This window comes from Finegoldia dalianensis (genome assembly GCF_046255015.1).
GTDB classification, from domain to species: domain Bacteria; phylum Bacillota; class Clostridia; order Tissierellales; family Peptoniphilaceae; genus Finegoldia; species Finegoldia magna.
Window position 1 is genome coordinate 83229 of the sequence record NZ_JBDLBQ010000007.1, and the last position, 19913, is coordinate 103141.

Genomic DNA, 19913 nt, shown 5'->3' on the forward strand with positions numbered 1-19913 from the left:
AAAAATTTGCTCCATTTTTTTATAATGTTTGGTACTAAGATCGGAATGATTAACTTGTTTGGATTACACATTATACCGATATATTACATACATAAGAAAACAACAAATAAAGGAGAGTAAACAATGGAAGAGCTTAAAATAACAGTAAACGGGAAAACATATGATGTAACAAGGAAAGAAAATGAAGATTTTATATTAACTGGTGGCCAAGGTATACAAATAATAAACGCAACAAATGTAAAAATCAAAGATAATGATGAATTAATTTATGATGGTTATTCAACAGAAGGTTTCCTAATATGGGAAGATGTCGTAAATCCAGAGATAGTTGAAAAGATACTAGACCAATTATAAAGATTTGCTAAGCTAACAACTTAGCCTTCTTTCTGGAACGTTTTATAAATTCATGCATAAGAAAAATAAAAAATAAAGGAGTGTAAATTATGAATAATGTAGTTTTAATGGGAAGATTAACAAGGGATGTAGAATTGAGATACACTCAATCACAAATGGCTATTGGTAGATTCACTGTAGCTATTAACAGAAGATTAACTAAGGATAAAAGACAACAAGCTGAGGCTAATAATCAACCTACAGCTGATTTCATTAGTTGTATTGCTTTTGGCAAACAAGCTGAAACTATAGCCCAATATGTATCAAAGGGTATGAGGGTGTCATTATCTGGAAGATTGCAAACAGGTTCTTATCAAAACAAACAAGGTCAAACAGTTTATACAACTGATGTTGTTGTTGAACAATTTGATTTCATTGATAGCAATAACCAACAAAGCAACAATCAAGGTTATCAACCAGCAAATAACCAACAAAACAATCAACCGTTTGATGATGATTTTGGCATGGATGATATGGCATTTGATGAAGATTTGCCATTCTAACAAGCTTATAACGAGAGGGGGATTTTCCCCTCTCTTCTTTATTTTGGTACATGGTCAGAAAAATTAACTTACTATGATTACCTACTATGCCGATATATTACATACATAAGAAAACAACAAATAAAGGAGAGTATATTATGACGAAATTAGATTTATCAGTATTTGATGAGTATCAATTAAAGGAAATCAAAAAAGGTTTAGAGAATGGCGTTGATGTTAGTATTTATGCTAAGTCTGAGTTTGATTGTTGGCAAATGACACAGATAAGATTAGGATTAGAAGAAGGGCTTGATGTTAGTGTGTACGCAAAACCTGAATTTGATAGTGCTCAAATGGATCCAATTAGATTTGGTTTAGAAGAAGGTATTGATGTTAGTGCTTATGCAAAACCCGAATTTGGTATGGGTCAAATGGAACAAATTTTATTAGGCTTAAAGGGTAATGTTGATATTAGTATCTATGCTAAGTCGAATTTTGATGAATTTCAAATGGAGGAAATTAGACTTGGTTTAGAAGAAGATTTTGATGTTAATTTCTATGCTAAAGAAGAATTTGATTATAAGCAAATGCGAGAAATTAGATTAGGTTTAATGACCCTTAAAAAATCACTAAAAGATAAATTGTGTGACGATATACAAGCATTACTCAAATAGGTTTATAACGAGAGGGGAATTTCCCCCTCTCTTCTTTATTTAGGTACAGGGTTCAGAAAAATTAACATGTTTTGATTATCCTTTATACCGATATATTACATACATAACAAAACGACAAATAAAGGAGAGAAAAACAATGACAATCTTATACAAAACTAATACAAACAAAAACGGAAATTCATATCATGTAGCTATCAATCATGATAACAAAACTTATAACGAAAATACTTTTACTTCTGACTTAACAATTTTTGTTAAGTTAAAAGAATTAAAACAACTTAAAGCACTAGCAGTAAATAATGGTTATATAAACATTGGTTAATATTTTACAAAAATAAAGGTAGAGTGAGGCTGCTTTTTACGCCCTTGCTCTACCTTGCCTCCTATACGATGGTACAATAATCAGAATAATTAACTTGTTTTGATTATACGTTATATCGATATATTACATACATAAGAAAACAACGAATAAAGGAGAGAAACAATGGAAGATTTAAAAACTAGAGATGAACAATTATTAGAAGATGCTTTGAAAAATAATGTTGAAGGATTTTTTCAAGATTTAGAAAAGGCTTTTGATTATGACGGCGAAAATTATGATGAGGATTATTTTATAACAGACGATATATTTGATATAAAAGTTTTGTCAGATTTAAATAAGACTTTCTTTGGTGCGTGTTATCAAATAGCTTTTGGTGGCCCTAATATTTATATTAACACTTATGACAATGTTGTTGAGGGTTATTGGGGAGGAACAAAAATTATAGAAAATTTAGAATATTATTTAGATTCTTTAGGCTTAGATGATAAGTTTGAGTTGTTAGAAACTTTAGATGACTATATAGAAGAATTGTTCGAATGTAGGTAGATTTATTTCTACCTACATTGGTACATTGGCTGGATAAAATAATTAGCAAGGGCTTTCGTTGTTCCAGATATATTACATACATAACAAAGAGATAAAGGAGAAAAAAACAATGACAACAAGAATAGAAAAAGCAGTAAAGGATAGCGTAATAAAACAAGATATATTAAATCTTCAAGAAGAGATTGTTGAATTAATTTATAAAACTTTAAAGGATCGAGACGTTGAGAAAACTTTAATAGATGAAGTTTATTATGATGGTATAACTTATGATATTTATTTAGAATGTTTGCCTGAAACCTTCTATGATGAAACAAATGGTTGTGATTATATCCAACAATTTACTGATGTGTCTATAAAACAAAATAATAGCTTAATATTTTCTTTTAATTCTGTTATAGGTAAACTTTATTCTTCCGATGAATTAACTGACGATAATACAGATATTATATTAAATATTTTACAAGAACTAGTAAAAGAATTATAAAAATATTAATTAAGATAGGGCGGGGTTACAATAAACCCAACTCTATCTTCCCTCCTATATATGGTACAAATACAAGATAGGATAAATACTAAAGGTTTATGATATTGTCGATATATTACATACATAAGAAAAAGATAAAGGAGAGAAAACAATGATAACTAGAATAGAAAAATCAATAATGAATAGCATAATAAAACAAGATATATTAAATCTTCAAGAAGAGGTTGTGAGATTAATTCATAAAACTTTAAACAATGATTATAGTAAAATTAAAAAAACTTTAATAGATAGGCTTTTGTTTAATGGAGAATATTATGAAATCTATTTAGAATATGATTTCGGTGAATATTATGATGAAGAAAAACATGATAATCATTTAAAACCACTTACACGAATATATATCGAAGAAGATAATCACAATGATATTGAAATACAAGATAATGTTCGAATTTTTGTTTCTAATTTCATGGGTGAATGTCTTTATTCTTATAGTGAATTAGACGAATATAATATAGAGATTGTATCATTTATTTTAAATGAATTAGTAAAAGATATATAAAAATTTTAGTTAAGATAGGGTTGGGATTATTATATCCTAGCTTTATCTTCCCTCCTATATGATGGTACAAGGATCAGAAAAATTAATATGTCTTGGTTACCCGTTATACCGATATATTACATACATAACAAAACAACAAATAAAGGAGAGAAGACAATGATAGACAACTTAACAAAACCTGTAAAGGAATTAGAAATAGTAGTAGATAATACACTAAGAAAAATCAAAGAATTAAAGAACGAAATAAAAGAAAAAGAACTTGATAGATACTATTCGGATTCATTTGGAGAAGCAATTGAATTAAGCGAAGAAATAGATGAGTTAAAAGCGAAATTAGAAAAAGCAGAAAAAGACCTTATTAATATTACTGATATTTAAATTTAAAAATGTTAATTAAGATAGGACAAGGATTTATATAAACCTTGTTCTATCTTCCCTCCTAAAATAGGGTACAGCAGCAGAAATAATATCTAGTTACTGCTGCTTGATTTGTCGCTATATTACATACATAACAAAGAAATAAAGGAGAAATAAACAATGAAGGATTTTTCAGCAAGAGTTAGTTCAGAAGAAGTTGACAGACTATTAGATTACGTTTATAAAAATGATTATGAAGTATATTGTGCAAATGGTTGTATGAGTGATTTTTATATTATCAATACCGAAAATCTTAAAGTGTGTAAAAGAAGAAAACCTAGAAAATATACAGTCTTATATTATGTTCCTATAAACTGTTGGGAGGATGAATTATATATTCTACAAACTGATAACATCGATACAGTTATCGATTATACCGAGCGTTATGGCTTAGAAGAAGGTCAACTACCCCACGACTAAAGTCGGGGCTTGTCTTAACAGACAGTCCTAGTTGATTAGACTAAGCACTTATGTGCTACGTTACTTGTAAATATATAGTTACCAAGGAATGTTTTGCCTAGTTCCTTGCTCTAAGATATGTGATTAAAAGACCGAAGGGTTGTGGTCGGTGTTGCATATATAAAACTACAAGATAACATTGTCGAAGGCAACATTACAGCTCTTATGTGCTGGCTTATAGCTTTAAACATAAGATTCAAGAAAGGAGACCTTATGGTTGTATATGTCTTAAATATTGATAATAAACCCTTAATGCCAACCACAAGGTTTGGTAAGGTAAGAAGGCTATTAAGGGATAAGAAAGCTAAGGTAGTAAAAAGAACACCATTCACAATAAAACTACTGTATAGAACAGATAATAATGTTCAAAATATAACTTTGGGAGTTGATTCTGGATCTAAACATATAGGTTTATCTGCTTCAACTACAGACAAAGAAATATTTTCAGCAGAGTATGAACTTCGTAATGATATAGTTAAGAAACTATCGTCAAGACGTGAGTGCAGGAGAACTAGAAGAAATAGACTAAGACACAGAAAAGCACGTTTTAACAACAGAGTATCATCAAAGAAAAAGGGTTGGCTTGCACCTAGTGTTAAACATAAGGTTGATAGTCACTTAAAGATAATATCTGATGTATGTAGTATTATTCCAATCAAAAAGATTATTGTCGAAGTTGCAAGTTTTGATATGCAAAAGATTAAAAACCCTAATATATCAGGTGTTGAATATCAACAAGGTGAACAATTAGGATTTTGGAACATACGAGAATATGTATTGTTTAGAGATAATCATACTTGTCAACATTGCAAAGGAAAAAGCAAAGACCCTATATTAAATGTTCATCATATTGAATCAAGACAAACTGGAGGTAATAGCCCTAACAACTTAATTACTCTATGTGAGAGTTGTCATAATGCTTATCATAAAGGAAAAATTAAACTTAACATTAAGAAAGGAAAATCTTTCAAAGATTCAGCTTTTATGGGTATTATGCGTTGGACTTTATTTGACAGGTTAAAAGAGATATATGATGATGTAAGTTTGACTTATGGATATATTACTAAGAATAAAAGGATAGAAAACAACCTACCTAAAGAACATAAAATTGATGCTTTTTGTATTGCAAATAATCTTAATGCTAAGCTATCTGAGACAAGCTTTTATTTTAAAAAGGTAAGGTGTCATAATAGACAAATACACAAGATAAATTATCTTAAAGGTGGAATTAAGAAAAACAATCAAGCTCCTTTTATGGTTAAAGGATTCAGGTTATTTGATAAAGTAAAATATAAAGATAAAGAATATTTTATATTTGGAAGAAGAAGTTCAGGACAATTCGATATTAGAGATTTGTTTGGAAATAAAGTAAATAACGGTTCTATATCGTGTAAGAAATTAGAGTTTATAGAACCAAGAAAAACAGTATTAGTAGAAAGGAGATAAACAAGGATTGGAAAATCCTAATGGTTTCCTTGTTTAGTTGTTATGATATAAATATTCTAAAATGTTAATACAACTATTGAGCAAGTATTTATATAATGCTTGCTCTTTTCATTGGTTATTCTATTTGGTACAGCAAGAAGGTGTTATATAAATTTTATATAATCCCTTTTGCGATATTTCTAAATTATAAGAAAACACTTAGTTAATGTTTATATAACTATTGTGCTATTCTTATTTCATTGGTTGGGGGATATGGTTAATACTTTATCTCCCGTTTTTTCCTATAATTTTAGACTTTTTTTGCACTATTTTTACGGCAATTATTGTTTAAGCCATAATGTAAGGTGTAGATGATGTTTTTGTTGGGTTTTTCGATTTGTTTTTCAGCAATATTTTTTATCAATAAATCATAATGCGACATTTTGGGTAATATAATTTTTGGTTTTGCTTTTTGTTCATTATTTACATTATTCCACATCATATAAACGACATTCTGGAACAAATATTTTTCAAAGACGACATTTTGGAAAATGAAATTTTATATCTGTATTACTGTTCATTATTTGATTGATTCCACACCATATAAGCGACATTTTGGGCTAGTTATTTTTATAGACGACATTTTGGGTAATGTAGTATTTTGATTTATTTTTTGTTCATGTTTTATTTTATTTAATATCATATAAACGACATTTTGGAACTAGTTTTTTAACAGACGACATTTTGGGTAATGTGATTTTTATCTTTGCTTTTTATTCATAATTTGATTTTTTTCATACCGTATAAGCGACATTTTGGAATCAATAATTTCAATAGACGACATTTTGGGGAATATAATTTTTGGTTTTGCTTTTTGTTCATTATTTACCTTATTCCACATCATATAAACGACATTCTGGAACAAATATTTTTCAAAGACGACATTTTGGAAAATGAAATTTTATATCTGTATTACTGTTCATTATTTGATTTATTCCACACCATATAAGCGACATTTTGGGCTAGTTATTTTTATAGACGACATTTTGGGTGATGTGATTTTATATCTATGTTTCTGTTCAATTTTTGATTTATTTCATACTGTATAAACGACATTTTGGAACTCGTTTTTTAACAGACGACATTTTGAGGAATGTAGTATTTTGATTTATTTTTTGTTCATGTTTTATTTTATTTAATATCATATAAACGACATTTTGGAACTCGTTTTTTAACAGACGACATTTTGGGTAATATAATTTTTATCTTTGCTTTTTATTCATAATTTGATCTATTTCATATCGTATAAACGACATTTTGGAATCAATAATTTCAATAGACGACATTTTGGGGAATATAATTTTTGGTTTTGCTTTTTGTTCATTATTTGATTTATTTCGATCCGTATAAACGATATTTTGGAACTTGATTTTTAACAGACGACATTTTGGGAAATAAATTGAAAGAGCAATAAAAAAGACTATCGCTAATTATAGCAATAGTCGATATGTTTAATTAATTTGTTTTTTATTTTCAGGATATTTAATAATCTCAATAACATCATCACTATAGAAAAAATATAGCTGTTCCGGTATCAAGACTGGATATGGTTCAGTGCCATAATAATCATAAATAGTTTCATCATCACCAAAAGGATTAGGTGTGTTTTTTTTAGTTATTCTTACTATATCTTTATATCCGTTATCTTTTTTAATCATAATAATTGTTCCTAATGGTAGATCTTTAAAGTTGTCTTTATTCACTCTTATCCTCCAAAAGTTTTAAAAATTTTTTTCTATTTTCTTCAATTTCATCCTTATGTTCCAGATAGAAATTTCCGGAAGGGTGTGTTTCCAATTCTTCTTGCATATCAAAATATGATTCGATAATTTCATCTGCATCTAGCTTACTCTTTTTCTCTCTATTTTCTCTGGTGAAATCAAATTGAAGACCTATAACTTTGTTTCCTTTTTTCTTTTTAATAATTTTAAAATAATCAAATAGTTCAGATAATTCTTCGTTAATTGGCTTTAGAACACGTCTATCAATATCATACATTCTATATGAATCTGGTATATCTAATTCATATCTAAATCTGTCAATGGAAACATACCAATGTCCTGTATCACTAAATTGTTTAAGTCTTCTATAGCACTCTTTTGTGTAACTGCTTTTAAGATCAACGAACTCATTGAGTTCAAATCTAGTAAACTGTTCTGTAAAATCATTTAGAAGAAATAGAAAGTCATCGTTAACTCTTACGGTTAATTTGCCTTGTGATTTACTTATTTTAAATGTAGTAAATAATACTAAGTCAATTAAATCGTCTTCTGTTTCGTACGAAAATTTACAGTCTAATAATTTTCTATTTGTTGACTGTAAATCTTCTATAAACCTTTCTTTATCCTTGCTTCCATATTTAGTTAATGTCTTAATGTCTTCGAAAGAAATATCAATAATTTTATCCCTTTGTCTTTTCAACTTAGAGCATAAATACATTAATATATTTAATTCAGTAGCATTAAAATTACGAAGTGGAACAGTATTAAATCTGTTGTTGAAATTAACGGAGCGTTTATACTCAAATTTTTCAATTAGATTTCTGTGTTCCCATATTATCGGTTCATTCGCCATAGTTTTCTCCTGTTAGTATTATTTTTTATAAATACATAATACCATAAAAGACGAAGTATGTAAACATTTGTCGTCTATACATTAGAAAACATTAAGTTATCCACAAAAAAGTTATCCACATTTCGCTATCCCCAAGTTGTCGTCTTTGATTACCCAAAATGTCGTCTTTGCCTACCCAATTTGTCGTTTTTATGCCCCAAGTTGTCGTCTTTACCTACCCAATTTGTCGTCTTTTCTACCCAAAATGTCGTCTAAGACCCTCTTTAAACTTAGTGTTTTAAACCACTACAGAAGACCTACAACTATATTACAACTATATTACAACTATAAATACAAATAAAATAACAACATTGTGTTACGAGGTTATTATTTTTCATTTTTTCAATCATATTCTATCACATATTTTCGTGGGTATAACAATAAAGAGAGGAGATAACGCATGGCATATTTAAAGGTTAGATCAATAAAAGATATATCTAGTTCACTAGATTACATAGAAAAAGATGAGCAGACTTATTATGGACTATTGGTAAACGAATTAAATGGTGGAAGATGTGAAATAGAAAATAAAGTTAGTTCTCCAATAATAGCATGTGATAGTTTTGTTAAGTATGGAATTGAATATGAAAACAAATTAAAAAACGAAGGGTTAAGTATAATTTGTTCTTTTGATCCACAAGATAAATTAACCGTTACAGAGGCTTTAGAAATTACAAAAGAGATTATGAAAGAAGAATTTCCTAATCAGCCAATGGTATTGGCAAGTCATGTTAATGGTCGTAATATCCATACGCATACTATTGTATCAAACTATTACAACAATTCAGTAAATAATTACGAGAGACTATATTCAATACAATCAAAACTCAGGAAAAATTTAAATGATGTTTGTATTGAAAGAGGTCTATCAAGTATGTATGAGTTAATTTGGAACGAGATTAATAATAGGATATATCAACCGAGTGAAAGGTTAGAACGTAAGAATAAAGAAATAGATATTAATTTTAAGTATAGGGATAAAAAGAAATTCAGTAAAAGAGAAATTTTAGATTTTAAAATACGATCAATTATCTATGAGAAAGCATATAGTGCTAATAATGCAATAGAACTTTTTAAAGAAAAAGGTTTAAAGGTAAAGGAAGAAAATGGAATTATATATATAAAAAATCAAGAAAAGGATCGATATAGAAAACTTTCTAAAGTAATAGTAGGTGTTAATACGAAGAGTGATTTAGATAAAGAAATCAAATCATTATATGAAAAACCTAAAGAAGAATTACCAAAAGAAAATATTAAAGATATTTTAAAAAGCAAAGATATGAAAAAATTAAGCACATTAAGAGATAATGTTCTTTCTGTTCACGAGAAATACTTTTATATGAAAAATATGTTTGCTAGTCTAAAGATTAAAAGAAAAGAGAATGAATCGTTTGATGATTACAGAAGAAGATACAAAGAGGAAGAAAAGATTTTTATATCAAAATCCTCAGCATTTGAAATTAAAATATTGTCTGATTTAGATGAGGATGACGAGTATCTAAAAAAATTACTTTTTTCTAACACTAGTAAAGTTAAAGAAATGTTTAATATGTTAATAGAAAAAGCAAATAACAAGCTATTTAATAGAGAAAAAGAAATGGAAATGAATAATGAATACAAAGAAATAGAGGAAAAGGAAATTGGCAGAGAATATTATTAACTTAGGAGAAAATGTAGAGTTAATAACCTACATTTTAGGGTATGACTTAGCAATTGAAACGGATTCGTATTTAGTAAAAGTACTAGATAGGGTTAGATTTCTTAATAAAGAAAATTCTGATTCGTGGTTATTTACTAAAGAAAAGATTGAAGAAATTGTAAATAAAAAAGATGAAAAATACGATGTTAAAGATGATTTTTATTATGAAACTATTACAGATAAGATAGTTTATTATCTTGAAGAAAAGGGGTTTGATGTAATAAGACACGATAAGGGATTTGATGTTTTGAGTAAAGTTAAAGCAAACTCAATTTACAATGTCTATAAAACGTCACAAAGAGAAACTACAAAAGAAATAGATGTAGAAAGACAAATCGAGCTAGGAAAGGAATTACGCTTAGCATTAGAAAAAGAAAAAGAAATGGAGAGAAGATCTATGTCTTTGGAAAATAATTTAGATTTTGGTGATGAATAATGGAAAACTTGTCGCAAATAAGTCAGTATTCAATTGAAAATAAAAATGCAGTTGATTTGGATAAAATATATACTAATTTCAAAGAGAAAGATTGTTTTAAAGATGAAATACAAGAAAGATACGCAAATATTATTTACTTTCTATATAACAATTCAGAGTTTAATTCTAAGAAATTATCGTTATTAGATGTAGTCAAATATCTTGACCGAATAATCCTAAAGGATTTAAGTTTTAAGTATTATATTGAAACGTCAACTGATAAGTCTAAAATAAACTTCATTACAGATTATAAAATAGCTGATAACAAGGACAAATTTGATTTCAAAACATATTTTGAAGAAAATGGTGTGAATTACAAAGATATTTCAAAATATCTTTTAACAGAAATCGAAAAAATCAATTTTTCATATAATAACACACAAGTGTTTAATAATCTTGAAATAAGAAAAAAAACAATAGAAAGAAAAAAACAAAAGAAGAAACTAACGAATCTGGAAAAACTAGATTATAAAGTAATAACATTAATCTTTGATCAATCAGAAAAAGAAAAAGAATCTATAGATGAAGAATTAAACGTATATACTTATATTGATAAATGGATAAATAACATTAATGTTTACAAAACAAAACAGGTTATTATCAAATTAGAAAGCTTTTTAAATTCTTTAATTTTACAAAACGAAATCGGCTATAAGCAAAAGGATATATCCGATAAAAGAATTGAATTTATCAAAGAATACAAAAAATTAAATAAGAAATTTAGAAAATATGATGTAAAATCGATCGAAAAAGAATTGATAGATATTGAAGATAAGTACAGTAAAAACATTACTGATGGTTATTCTGAGCCTATTTTTGTATCAAATTTTTTAGATTTACTTAACGAAATAAGAGTATCTATTGAAGATATTACAGACTTTGATATAAAAAACGAACTAGAGGGTTATATATACTTTTTAAACAACAGATTCTCTAAATCTTCTAAAATGCTTACAAAAACTGATATGACATGCCTTAATATAATTTTTGCATATATAGATAATAACGTTGAGTTACAAGAATTAAAGGGTGGTAAAGTTAAAAATGTAAGTACTGAAAAAAGCAAAAGAAAGGCAAGGTTTATTACTACAGTTTTATTTACTTTCATTTTTTTCTATATTGCAAATCAAATTGTTGGTTTTGGATTGTCAGAAACTCCGGAAACATATTTTAGTAAGGTTGATTTTTTGCTAAATAATCCTTATCAACTCTTCGGCTTAATCGTTCTACATCCACTTATATATTTCAACTTAATAGCTATATTATCTGGTGTTCTTGTGGCATCGATGTATATATATATCTGGTATTATAGAAATGCTGGTAAAAGAGATTATGTCACAAAGGGAATTGAGCATGGAGCGGCAAGATGGGAAAGCGTACAAAGCTTAAATAATACTGAAAAAGATATAAAAAGCGAAACAAACGGAATTAAGGTTACTAATAACTTTATTTTAACAAATAACGTAAAGCCATCAGTTAATCGTGATATTAGCGGTGCAGATAACAATAACATTTTAGTAATTGGGGGTTCAGGTTCAGGTAAGACTTGGACTTTTGTAACACCTAATGTTTTAGAATCCGACTACAATCAGATTGTCGTAGACCCTAAAGGGGGAGTTTTGAAAGCTACTGGTAAATATATGGAAGAAAGAGGCTGGAAGATAAAGATTTTAAACTTCGTTCAAACAGAGGCAGACAAAGAAGAGGATAGGTACAATTCAGATGGATATAACTTCTTTGAATATATCTCATCAATCGAAGATATAACAAAAATAGTTTCTGCTCTTGCTTCATACAAAGAGGATTCATCATCTAAAGGAACTGACGAGTATTGGGAAGAAAAGGGAAAGGATATAATCAAGTGTGTATTTGCATATTTGAAGTTTGTAAATACGGATAGGTCAAAGCAAAACCCAACGGAGGCTTTAAATTTAATAAGGTCTATTGATCCTGCAACAAAGCAAGGGGAGTTTCCAGACAGGATGCGTCAATTAGAAGAAGATATGAAGAAAAATATTCAAAAAACAAGCAAAGAGTTTGAATATCAGCAGTACACTTTTGGATTATGGCAAGAGTTTTCTAAGGAATCTGAAAAGCCATTATCTTCAATGTTGTCTGTTGCAAAAGGTAAACTATCAAAATTCTCATCACCAGCTTTGAGAAATTTAACCTTGAAAGATGAATTAAAATTAGAAGATTTCGGCGGAAAAGAAAAATGCATTCTGTATATAATCACACCAGATAACGACAAATCGTTAGGTTTTTTAGTTTCTATTTTGTTTTATCAATTAATTAGTAAGATGTATGAAATGGCAAGACGTTACGATAATGGGGAGCTTCCTATACCTTTACAGATTGTGCTTGATGAGTTTACAAATATAGGAAAACTTCCAGATTATTTAGGAATTATTTCTACAAACCGTAGTCGTAACATAGGGATAACGATGATTGCCCAATCTTTCGTGCAAATCAAAGACGTATACGGTGAAAATGGCTTGGAGGCTATAATGGCTAACGTAAACTATATATTGTTTTTAGGAGCAGGTAGTAGTAGAGGTGAAGATAAGTCGACATTAACAGGTAAAATTTCAGATATGATAGGAAAAACAACTATTGAGTATTCTACAAACAACAAAACCCGAGGTAAAGAATCTTCCGTATCAGAATCACATAGTGTTTCAGGAAGACCTTTGATGACTGCGGAGGAAGTTGCTGTATATAAAGGTGCAATTCTTTTTATTAATGGAAAGTTTCCTATCAAAGATGATAAGTATAAAACCATAAAACATCAAAACATTAATCATTTAGCTGGTGTAAAAGGCAAAAAAACTTTAAATCGTATTTACAACAGAACACCGATAGAACAAAGAGAAAAGCTAATGTATGAGATTAGAAAGAAAATAAAAGATGAAGGATTTGATGTAAAATATTTACCGATCCAAAAAGATGTGTCAAGTATAATGACTAGAGATGAGATTTTAAGTATACCAAAAGTTAGAATATATGATGGTAATTATCGTGAGCTTACAAATTCAATTTTATCGAAAGATACAGAGTCTGAAATTTCTGCTAGAGAAGAACTGGAATTGTCTAGAATAGTTGAAAAAGAAAAAGATGATGATTTTAACATAGATGATTTCTTCAATGTGGATAATGACAACAACAAAGATGAAGTAGATAAAGATATTAAAAAAGAAGATGTTATAATATCTGTAGATACAGATTCCGAAAGCTTAGATATAGAGAGTGAAGATAAATCTGATATATCAGAAAATCAAGAAAGTGACTTCATTGATGATTTCGATGTTTTTGAATGAGGTGAGATTTGTGAACGAACTTGAAATAAAAAAATATATAGAACGCAGAGAAAATCTTCAAAAAGATATTGAATATGAGCCTTCTAATATTTTCGTAGATGATACTTTAACAATGAGAGAGATAGGAGAAAATCTTAGCGAGGTTTCAAAGAAAAGTTTAAAAAACTTTAGGGAAAAATATTAGAATAATGGGGAAAAGAGTTCATCGCAGTAGCGGTGTTCTTTTTTTGCTCTTAATGTTAGTTTTACTGTCCTTATTTATGATAATTAATTAGGGATTTGTGCAATTTAACATAAAAGCTGAATGTTTTTGCCTCAAATACATCTTTATCGTGGGTATAACAAGAACGTAAATGATAGCATTTAAAATACAAAACAAATCCCACTTTTCACTTTTATAGCTATCATATTAAATTTAAAAAGGAGATTTTAATACAAATGAATACGAATACAATGACGTTAAATACACAAGAAAGCTTTTTATCTAAAGCAAAGGCGTTTATTAAGGAACATAAATACTTAATAATTTTAGCTTCCTTAGTTATTATGGCTGCATATATATTAACAGTAAGATCTGGTTTTGCAGCAGGAATTATCAATTCAGGAGCTTCAAAAAAAGCGAATGACTTAATGATTGAAGTTGTATCATTTTTCGGTAAATTAATGGCAATAGTAGGTGCTATATTAGCAGCGATTGGTATTGCTAGTGGCTTTGCAGCGATTAATAACGGTCAACAACTACAATCGCAATTATACCAATTCGTTGGTGGAGTTGCTCTAGTAGTACTTGGATTATCTTTACCAACAATAGTTAAATATTTCATGTCTTAGAAAAATTAGCAAAGAATTAAAGTGGGTATTCTTTGCTAATTTAAAATTGTGAAAAGCCCTATATTCTTACAAGGCTAAACACAATATATAAGGAGTAAAAATTGAGAAAAAATAAAAATATTTACAAAATAGGAATTTTTTTGCTATTGGTAATTCTTGTATCTCATAACTTATCTTCAATTTCTTTTGCTCAAACAGTAAATAATAATCCATTATCAGAAGCTTTTAATTCACACTTTAATTTAATAGCAAACATAGTAAAGATATTTAGTATTATAACTATAGTTAGTGGTTTAGTAATGATAGGTTCACACTTAGCAGAAGGATTAACAGATACATCAAAGTTAATGACAGGATTTTACACAGTTGCGTTTGGTCTATTTTTGATTTTTGCAATAGGTGCAGTTGGAACAAACGGACAATTAAAATTTGAAGGGCTATTAGATGCTAGTATGTATTTTCTAAAATACGGTGCAACATTAACAATTGCTTGGTCATTAATACAATTTGGTATTGCAGTGAGTTCACAATCGGCACAACAGATTTATAGATCAGCAATGTTATTTGGTGGTGGTGTAATTGTGCTTATATCAGCAACTCTTTTAACAAGTTTACCAAAGCTTACGACAAATCCCGAAATAGATTGGAATTCTCCTTTAGTAATTAACTTTAGTATATTTTTGAAAGGGGTTTTTTAAATGTGGAAGATGTTTTGTGAAGCGATACTTTCGCTTTTTAAATTTATGGTTGAAATGCAGGATGTCACAGCAAAAGTAGGTGGGTTTTTTACAAGACAAAACATGAATATGTTTTTATCGCCATCTGGAACAATATTAAGCGATCAAACATTATCAGGGTTAAACAATATAATATTAGCTGTGGCTTATACGATACTTGCAATAGGCTTTGTATTAGGTCTATATTCAATGGCATCTAAACACGATGCTGTTCAGGCACAAGGTATAGTAATACCTTTAAAGTTCTTCTTTAAAATAATGATTATAAAAATGTTGATAGAAAGTGTTCAAGAAATATTTTTATCGGTAGTATCAGGGTTTGCGGGCTATGTGGAAAATTTTTCTAAAATTACGACTATAGATCATGCATACTCGGCAAATTCGGTTTTAGCTGGCATGTTAGATTCGAAACATGCAATCAAAGAAGAAATAATAGATAATATGGCAAGTACTTTGAAACTATCATCAATAATACTAGTCTTACTATTTGCTTTAGGGGCAATTGCGATGTTAGCAATATCATTAATGATAGGGTTTTATATATTAGGCGTAATGGTAGATTGTATATTATATTATTTTGCAGCACCTATAGCTGTAGCATCAATAAGTTGTGAGCAATGGGCTAATACTGGATTTACATACTTAAAGACGATTTTAAGTATAGGGTTAAATATTTTGCTTATATTAGTCGCCGCAAAGATATCAACGCAGTTATTTTTAAATGTGTTTAATGCGATAGAGAATGGAAGTGGAATAGGAAATGTGTTATTTAGTGGTCTTGTAGCAAGTCCACAAACATTTATAAAAGTGTTCTCATCGGCTGATCCAGCAAAAACAATGCAATCTTTGGGAATAGGAAGTGCATTTACACTAAGTTTAAAGGTTATTGCAGGAAGTATGCTTATGAGTTTAACTACGTTGACGTTATTTAAAAAGTCAAAACAAGTAGCGAACTTAGCAACAGGTGGAGCTTTTAATTAGGAGGAATAATTTTGATACAAGTTAACATACCAAGAGATATTTCAGAATATGAAAATAAGATATTTTTAAATCTTACTAAAAGAAAATTATTGGCTTTAGGAAGTGGCTTAGTTTTAGCAATTTTAGAGACAATAATTTTATCTAAGTTTTTAAAGATGAACATAATAGCTTATCTAATATTTTTAACAGTAGTTCCAATAGCAATGATTGGTTTTATTAAAAAAGATAATTTAAATATGGAAGATTATCTTAAGAAGTTATATCGTGGTAAATTTGGAGTGAATAAATTGACATATAAAACAGAGGTTAATCAAAACTTCTATAATATGTTAAATAACAAAAAAAGAAAGAGATTTGTTTTTAAAGAAGACCAAATGACACAATTTGATATAAAGTCTGGTGAGATATTAAATAAAAATGATTATACTCAATTATTGAACAACAAGGTTTTAGTCGATAAAAAAGAAAACAACTATGTTGGATTAATAAATCATAGAGTAGAAACAAAAGAATATCGTAAGATGATAACTGAAAAATATAAAAAAGGCAAACCTAAAGAAGAGGCATTGTTCAATTTTGACGAAAGAGGTGAGTTGGTTGGGATTATTTAAAAAGAAAAATAAGGAAACAAAAGAAATAGCAACAATAGATTCTAAAAATAAAAACCTAAAGAAATCTAAAGAAAAAGAAAATATCCCTTTAGATGAAAATGTATTAATAGCTAAAGATGTCAATACTACAGGAAAGCTTAAAAATAATAAAGATATAAAAAAGAAAGCTATTAGTAAAAGAGAGCAAGAACAGAAATTAAGAAAATCTAAAGAAAAGAAAGTCAAAAATTCAAAATCCGATATATATAATAAAAAGAATGCATCAACACAAAGTTTAATAGGTTATGACAGGCTTCTAAGTGACGGAACTTTAGTAATAAGAGAAAACCTACTTTATTCAAGGACAATAGAGTTTGCTGATATTAACTATAAATTGTTAGCTGAAAAAAAGCAAAGTGAACTTTTCTTAAATTATGTTAAGTTTCTAAATACACTAGATGAAAATATAGCGTATGAAATGTCATTTAACAATGAATTAGTAAGCCATGATAAGTTTGTAAAAGATGTAAATATAAATTTGAAAGATGATGGTTATGATGAATTTAGAATTGAACTTAACAATCAAAATATCGCAAAATATGACACCGATAAAAACAATAGAATAAATAGAAGAAAGTTTATAACATATACAGTATTAGCTGATGACTTAGAAGATGCTACAGAAAAACTTAAAAGAGCAGAAACAGCTATTAGAGAAAGATTAAAAGACATTTATCCAATAAATTCTGATGATGTTGTAAAGGTGTTATCAGCTAAAGAAAGATTAAAGTTATTCAAGACGATAATAGATCCTATGAATCATTCTAACTCAAAATATGATAATAGAATGTATTTTAGACATGGGCTAACATCTAAAGACTTTTTAGCTGAAGATTCCGCTGATTTTACCGATAAATCAATATTTGAATGGGGAAGATATTATGGTCAAGTAAGATTTATCAAAGATATACCGACAGAAATGACGGATGAATTTATTCAAGATTTGACTGCTGAAAATATCAACATGATATGTTCAATCCATATTAATCCAATTCCAAAGGATGAAACTAAGCAAATGATTAGAACTAAACTATCTTTTATGAATACAGAGAAGTTTGGTGAGAAAAGGAAATTATCTGGTAAGGGATTAGGTGTAAGTGATGAATTTGTTGCACAATCATTAATTGAAAACTTGGAAGAGGCTAAAAAGATACAAAATAAGATTCAAGAAGAAAACGAAAAAATGTTTGTGACAACATTTTGCATTATGACAATGGCTGAAACAATTGATGAACTTATGGATAACAATTACAGAATAGACACTCTTTGTAGAAGTCATGGTATCAGTTTAGGTAATTTAGATTGGGAACAAAAAGCAGCGTTTAATACGGTTTTACCATTTGGATATAACAGACTAGATGTTTCACGTCAATTGTTATCTAAATCTTTAGGTATATTTGAACCATTTAGTACTCAGGATATCTATCAACCGGGTGGTTTTGTATATGGTGTAAACCCAACAAGTAAATCAATTATTTTACTTAATAGATTAAGTAGAAAAAACCCATCAGGTTTTATTATGGCAACACCAGGTTCTGGTAAATCAATGGCCGCAAAACACGAGATAGCTAATATTTTCTTATCTACAGATGATGATATTGTTATAGTCGACCCAGAAAGTGAATATGGAACTTTAGTTAATAGGCTTAACGGAGAAATAATAACTTTAGGTCAAAACAAGGGTAACTATATTAACCCAATGGAATTAGAAGAACAAATAGAAATAGACAAGAATGATTTTGTTCAAAATGAAATGTTTGAAAATGAGCCGGATCCAGTATCTACAAAAATAGACTTTTTGAACTCATTCTTTGCAATGATTACTAGAATTAATAAAAATAGTGATTCAAGTAGTTTAACACCAGAAGAAATATCAACAATAGATGTGGTTGGTAGAAAACTATATAAAAGATGTGAAAAAGAAAATAGAGTTCCAACTCTTAATCTTCTTTATGACACTCTTGTAAAAGAGGCTGATTATACTTCAACAAGACTTGCACAAGTATTACAAATCTATGTTAATGACGGTAGTTTGAATATATTCTCTAAAGAATCTAATATCAATATTAAAAATAGAGTAATATCATTTGACCTTAACTCTGTAACACAAAACTTAAAAGGTGTATGCCTTTTAATCATGCTTGATAATGTATGGAACAGAATTATTCAAAACAAGAAAAAAGGAAAAAGAACATGGATTTTTATTGATGAGTTCTATTTGATGTTAAATAATGAATACTCAACATCATTCTTATATCAATTATTTAAACGTTCAAGAAAATATGATGGTGTAATTACAGGTATCACACAAAATATATCAGATATGCTTAGAACTGAAAATGCAAGAACAATGTTTAACAACGCAACAGGTTATGTATGTCTATTAAACCAATCAGAAGACGATTTGGCAACTTTAACAGAGCTTTACGGATTATCGAAAGAGCAACAAAAATACATCTACAATGCTTCTAAAGGTAAAGGTTTAATCATGACAGAGGGTGTTACTGTTCCTTTTGAAAACATAATAGCAAAAGATTCAAAACTATATAAACTTACAACATCTGATCCTAATGATATCAAGAGATACAGGGCAGAAGATGAAAAGATTAAAGAAGATTTTGATAAGCTTATGGAAGAATATAAAGATAACAAATCTGAAGATATTGAAAATCAAATTAACGATAAGCTTAATAAGATGTACGATATTAAGTATTCGTTCCATTTAAAATCGAAGTTTAAGGAAGAAAAAAGCAAAGTCTCTTAATAATAGAGGCTTTGTTTTATAGGAG

21 protein-coding genes are annotated in these 19913 nt (G+C 28.5%); 19 read left to right on the forward strand and 2 right to left on the reverse strand.

All coding sequences use genetic code 11. The features are described 5' to 3' along the window. The first annotated feature begins 123 nt into the window (after nucleotides 1-123). The 10 genes from ABDJ34_RS08395 to iscB all read left to right on the forward strand — a co-directional run bounded on the left by ABDJ34_RS08395 (nucleotide 124) and on the right by iscB (nucleotide 5782). Nucleotides 124-354 carry a hypothetical protein gene (locus ABDJ34_RS08395; RefSeq protein ID WP_392436250.1) on the forward strand — a complete coding sequence of 77 codons (231 nt, stop codon included), beginning with the start codon at nucleotides 124-126 and terminating at the stop codon, nucleotides 352-354. A gap of 89 nt (nucleotides 355-443) precedes the next feature. Then, nucleotides 444-896: a single-stranded DNA-binding protein gene (locus ABDJ34_RS08400; protein ID WP_412702056.1), complete on the forward strand. Its 453-nt coding sequence runs from the start codon at nucleotides 444-446 to the stop codon at nucleotides 894-896. Nucleotides 897-1033: 137 nt separating this feature from the next. Beyond that, nucleotides 1034-1549, forward strand: a complete 516-nt coding sequence (locus tag ABDJ34_RS08405) for a hypothetical protein (protein ID WP_412702057.1) — start codon at nucleotides 1034-1036, stop codon at nucleotides 1547-1549. Between the two features lie 136 nt (nucleotides 1550-1685). Continuing rightward, a complete protein-coding gene (locus ABDJ34_RS08410; RefSeq protein ID WP_412702058.1) occupies nucleotides 1686-1871 on the forward strand; it encodes a hypothetical protein in 186 nt (61 codons plus the stop codon). 162 nt (nucleotides 1872-2033) lie between these two features. After that, on the forward strand, nucleotides 2034-2417 hold the full coding sequence (locus tag ABDJ34_RS08415; protein WP_412702059.1) for a hypothetical protein: 384 nt from the start codon (nucleotides 2034-2036) through the stop codon (nucleotides 2415-2417). A gap of 109 nt (nucleotides 2418-2526) precedes the next feature. After that, the gene (locus tag ABDJ34_RS08420; protein WP_412702060.1) at nucleotides 2527-2901 is read left to right on the forward strand and encodes a hypothetical protein; all 375 of its coding nucleotides are present in this window, start codon (nucleotides 2527-2529) and stop codon (nucleotides 2899-2901) included. A 151-nt stretch (nucleotides 2902-3052) separates the two neighbouring features. Then, a complete protein-coding gene (locus ABDJ34_RS08425; RefSeq protein WP_412702061.1) occupies nucleotides 3053-3460 on the forward strand; it encodes a hypothetical protein in 408 nt (135 codons plus the stop codon). Nucleotides 3461-3616: 156 nt separating this feature from the next. Next, nucleotides 3617-3838 (forward strand): hypothetical protein, encoded by a 222-nt coding sequence (locus ABDJ34_RS08430; RefSeq protein ID WP_412412206.1) that lies wholly within the window; start codon nucleotides 3617-3619, stop codon nucleotides 3836-3838. Between the two features lie 159 nt (nucleotides 3839-3997). Further along, nucleotides 3998-4297: a hypothetical protein gene (locus ABDJ34_RS08435; RefSeq protein ID WP_412702062.1), complete on the forward strand. Its 300-nt coding sequence runs from the start codon at nucleotides 3998-4000 to the stop codon at nucleotides 4295-4297. A 252-nt stretch (nucleotides 4298-4549) separates the two neighbouring features. After that, nucleotides 4550-5782: an RNA-guided endonuclease IscB gene (gene iscB, locus ABDJ34_RS08440; RefSeq protein ID WP_412702063.1), complete on the forward strand. Its 1233-nt coding sequence runs from the start codon at nucleotides 4550-4552 to the stop codon at nucleotides 5780-5782. A gap of 1490 nt (nucleotides 5783-7272) precedes the next feature. Here iscB and ABDJ34_RS08445 read toward each other — a convergent pair. Beyond that, nucleotides 7273-7524, reverse strand: coding sequence for a DUF4176 domain-containing protein (locus tag ABDJ34_RS08445; RefSeq protein WP_316517795.1), 252 nt, complete (start codon nucleotides 7522-7524; stop codon nucleotides 7273-7275). Next, entirely contained in the window at nucleotides 7517-8395 is an 879-nt protein-coding gene (locus ABDJ34_RS08450) for a replication initiation protein (protein ID WP_412702064.1), read from the reverse strand. Before ABDJ34_RS08450 ends, ABDJ34_RS08445 begins: the two co-directional genes overlap by 8 nt. A gap of 439 nt (nucleotides 8396-8834) precedes the next feature. Here ABDJ34_RS08450 and ABDJ34_RS08455 point away from each other — a divergent pair, with 439 nt between their 5' ends. From ABDJ34_RS08455 to ABDJ34_RS08495, 9 genes are all read left to right on the forward strand, one after another. After that, the gene (locus ABDJ34_RS08455) at nucleotides 8835-10094 is read left to right on the forward strand and encodes a relaxase/mobilization nuclease domain-containing protein (RefSeq protein ID WP_412702065.1); all 1260 of its coding nucleotides are present in this window, start codon (nucleotides 8835-8837) and stop codon (nucleotides 10092-10094) included. Next, nucleotides 10075-10569, forward strand: coding sequence for a hypothetical protein (locus tag ABDJ34_RS08460; protein WP_412702066.1), 495 nt, complete (start codon nucleotides 10075-10077; stop codon nucleotides 10567-10569). The genes ABDJ34_RS08455 and ABDJ34_RS08460 overlap by 20 nt, the downstream gene beginning before the upstream one ends. Next, a complete protein-coding gene (locus tag ABDJ34_RS08465; protein ID WP_412702067.1) occupies nucleotides 10569-13925 on the forward strand; it encodes a VirD4-like conjugal transfer protein, CD1115 family in 3357 nt (1118 codons plus the stop codon). The genes ABDJ34_RS08460 and ABDJ34_RS08465 overlap by 1 nt, the downstream gene beginning before the upstream one ends. Nucleotides 13926-13935: 10 nt before the next feature. Continuing rightward, a complete protein-coding gene (locus tag ABDJ34_RS08470) occupies nucleotides 13936-14109 on the forward strand; it encodes a hypothetical protein (RefSeq protein WP_412702068.1) in 174 nt (57 codons plus the stop codon). A gap of 362 nt (nucleotides 14110-14471) precedes the next feature. Continuing rightward, nucleotides 14472-14756, forward strand: a complete 285-nt coding sequence (locus ABDJ34_RS08475; RefSeq protein ID WP_412702069.1) for a hypothetical protein — start codon at nucleotides 14472-14474, stop codon at nucleotides 14754-14756. Nucleotides 14757-14857: 101 nt separating this feature from the next. Continuing rightward, entirely contained in the window at nucleotides 14858-15454 is a 597-nt protein-coding gene (locus ABDJ34_RS08480) for a hypothetical protein (RefSeq protein ID WP_412702070.1), read from the forward strand. Further along, complete coding sequence (locus ABDJ34_RS08485) at nucleotides 15455-16474, forward strand: type IV secretion system protein (RefSeq protein ID WP_412702071.1); 1020 nt, start codon at nucleotides 15455-15457, stop codon at nucleotides 16472-16474. It abuts the gene before it with no gap. An 11-nt stretch (nucleotides 16475-16485) separates the two neighbouring features. Continuing rightward, the gene (locus ABDJ34_RS08490; protein ID WP_412702072.1) at nucleotides 16486-17085 is read left to right on the forward strand and encodes a PrgI family protein; all 600 of its coding nucleotides are present in this window, start codon (nucleotides 16486-16488) and stop codon (nucleotides 17083-17085) included. Next, nucleotides 17063-19888 (forward strand): VirB4-like conjugal transfer ATPase, CD1110 family, encoded by a 2826-nt coding sequence (locus tag ABDJ34_RS08495; RefSeq protein WP_412702099.1) that lies wholly within the window; start codon nucleotides 17063-17065, stop codon nucleotides 19886-19888. The genes ABDJ34_RS08490 and ABDJ34_RS08495 overlap by 23 nt, the downstream gene beginning before the upstream one ends. The last annotated feature ends 25 nt before the right edge of the window (nucleotides 19889-19913 follow it).